This is a genomic window from Segeticoccus rhizosphaerae, assembly GCF_009192725.1.
Taxonomy (GTDB): domain Bacteria; phylum Actinomycetota; class Actinomycetes; order Actinomycetales; family Dermatophilaceae; genus Segeticoccus; species Segeticoccus rhizosphaerae.
Window position 1 is genome coordinate 1 of record NZ_VOHR01000445.1, and the last position, 2,475, is coordinate 2,475.

At 72.0% G+C, this 2,475-nt stretch carries 2 protein-coding genes and 1 pseudogene; 1 reads left to right on the forward strand and 2 read right to left on the reverse strand.

The window, feature by feature from the left end; genetic code table 11:
* Window positions 1-1,047: energy-coupling factor ABC transporter permease (locus tag FRW57_RS24605; protein WP_238999513.1), on the reverse strand; the 1,047-nt coding region annotated here is incomplete at its 3' end.
* Window positions 1,048-1,153: 106 nt separating this feature from the next.
* On the reverse strand, window positions 1,154-2,131 hold the full coding sequence (locus FRW57_RS20395; protein ID WP_152186914.1) for a pirin family protein: 978 nt from the start codon (window positions 2,129-2,131) through the stop codon (window positions 1,154-1,156).
* 155 nt (window positions 2,132-2,286) lie between these two features.
* Here FRW57_RS20395 and FRW57_RS20400 point away from each other — a divergent pair.
* A pseudogene (locus FRW57_RS20400) lies at window positions 2,287-2,475 on the forward strand (SMP-30/gluconolactonase/LRE family protein); the annotation flags it as partial.

Genomic DNA, 2,475 nt, shown 5'->3' on the forward strand with positions numbered 1-2,475 from the left:
CGTGGCGCGCCGGCGGACGAACGACGCGATCAGGTAGAGGACTGCGAGGACCACGCACACCCCGATGATTCCCGCGAGCCCGCCGGCGAGGGCCGAGTTGCCGATGCCGCTGACGCCGTAGTCGGCGAGCGGGCTGCCCGCGACCGCTGACTCGGTCGCGTGGGACGAGATCCCGAGCTGCTCCCCGACGAACTCCAGCCCGTCCGGGTGCGCACTGGCGAAGAAGCTGACCACGCCGGCCACGACGAGGGTGGTCAACAGGCCGATCGCGAGGGGTCGCCGCCCCGGCCGCCCCGGCACCGGGGCGTCCGCCGACACGGTCTCGGTGGGGTTGCCGTCGGCGTCCACCAGGACGAGGACGGGCCGCAGGTGCCGGGCGACGTGGACCAGGTCGGGGCGGGTCGCCACGACCGCGCCCACCACCGCGGCGGTGATCACACCCTCGCCGATCCCGATCAACACGTGCCACCCGACCATCGCGGTGGCGAGCGTGCCCAGCGGGATCGAGACCGCGCCGCCGACCGCGTAGAGCAATGTGAAGACGAGGGCGGCGACCGGCACGGACACGAAGGCGGCGAGGCCGGCGGCGGGTCCGACCAGCGAGGTGCGTTTCGGCAGCATCCGCAGCAGCGCGGTGATGAGCACGAAACCGACCAGGACCGTCGTGAGCCCCATGACCGTCACGTTGGTGCCGAGCGCCGTGAGGCCGCCGTCGGCGAAGAGCAAGCCCTGGACGAGCAGCACGACCGTCATGCAGAGCACACCGGTCCACGGCCCGACGAGGGCCGCCGCGAGCGCACCACCGAGCAGGTGGCCGCTCGTGCCCGCCCCGATGGGGAAGTTGACCATCTGGACCGCGAAGATGAACGCCGCGGTCAGGCCGGCCAGCGCCGGGCCGGACTCGCGGATCTCACGGTTGGCGCGCTGCAGGCTGAGCCCGACCACGCCGAACGCCACCGCTCCGGTGGCGATCGAGGTGGGGACGTCGAGGAATCCGTCGGGCACGTGCATGGCGGCCATCATCGTCTTGTTGCGACTGGTTGGCAACAAGAGCAGGGTATGCCGTCACGGCACCGCGGTGCGGGCGTCACCCGCCGCACCAGTCGCTGGCGATTGGCGCCGCATGTGACGCCCTTCGCCAGCAACTCCGGGGTCAGACCGTCGCGCCGCCGACGGCGCCGTGCGGCAGCGGCTGCCCGAGCCGGCCGGCCTGGTAGTCCTCGAAGGCCTGCATTACCTCGGCCTTGGTGTTCATCACGAACGGACCGGCCCAGGCGACGGGCTCGCGGATGGGCAGCCCGCCGAGCAGGATGACCTCGAGCCCGGAGGAGTGGCGGGCCTCCTGGGTCTGAGCGGCCGAGACGCGCAACGCGCCACCGGCGCCGAGGACGGCCAGCTGGCCGGTGCCGATCGGCGTCTGCTTGGGGCCGATGAACCCGTTGCCGCCCATCACGTAGGCCAGCGCGTTGAAGTCGCGGCGCCAGGGCAGGTCGACCTGCGCACCCGGCGTGAGGGTGGCATGCACCATCGCCATGGGGGTGTGTGTGGAGCCGGGTCCGGTGTGGCCGGCGATGTCCCCCGCGATGATGCGCAGCAACGCGCCGCCGTCGGGGGAGGAGACGAGGGCGACCTGGTCCGAGCGCAGGTCCTGGTAGCGAGGTGCGGCAAGCTTGCCCGCGCGCGGGAGGTTCACCCACAGCTGCAGGCCGTGGAAGAGCCCGCCCGACACGACGAGCTGCTCCGGCGGGGCCTCGATGTGCAGGATGCCGCTGCCGGCGGTCATCCACTGCGTCGCGCCGTCGGTGATCGAGCCGCCGCCACCGTGCGAGTCCTGGTGGTCCATGATCCCGTCGATCATGTAGGTCACCGTCTCGAACCCGCGGTGCGGGTGCCAGGGCGTGCCCTTCGGCTCCCCCGGTGCGTACTCGACCTCGCCCATCTCGTCCATGTGGATGAACGGGTCCAGCGCGGCCAGGGCGACACCAGCGAAGGCGCGCTTGACGGGGAAGCCCTCACCCTCGAACCCCCCGGGGGCACTGGTGACCGAGATGACAGGGCGCGAGGTGGTCTCGGGCCAGAGCGCCTCGAGGCGGGGTAGGACGGTGAGGTCGGGAACGGTGACAGCCGCCATGGCGAGCTCCTCAAGTAGTTTCGATTTCAACTATCTCTCTCAACCACCCGGCCCGTCAAGCCATTCCCGAGATCCCAGCCAGGCCGCGGCGGCGTGACCGCCCCAGCCGAACGGCAACCGGCGTGGGCGCTGGGCCGGCTCGTATGGTGTGTCCCATGCGTGCACACCAGGTGACCGATCCGTTGGCCCACCACGCCGAAGGGCCGGTCTGGTGGGAGGCGTGGGGCGGTCTGAAGTACGTCGACATGATGGCCGGGGACGTGCTGACCCTGCACCAGGGCGGCACGGTCGACCGGGTGCACGTCGGCAGGGTCGCGGCCGCGCTGCGCCCCCGCGCCGGGGGC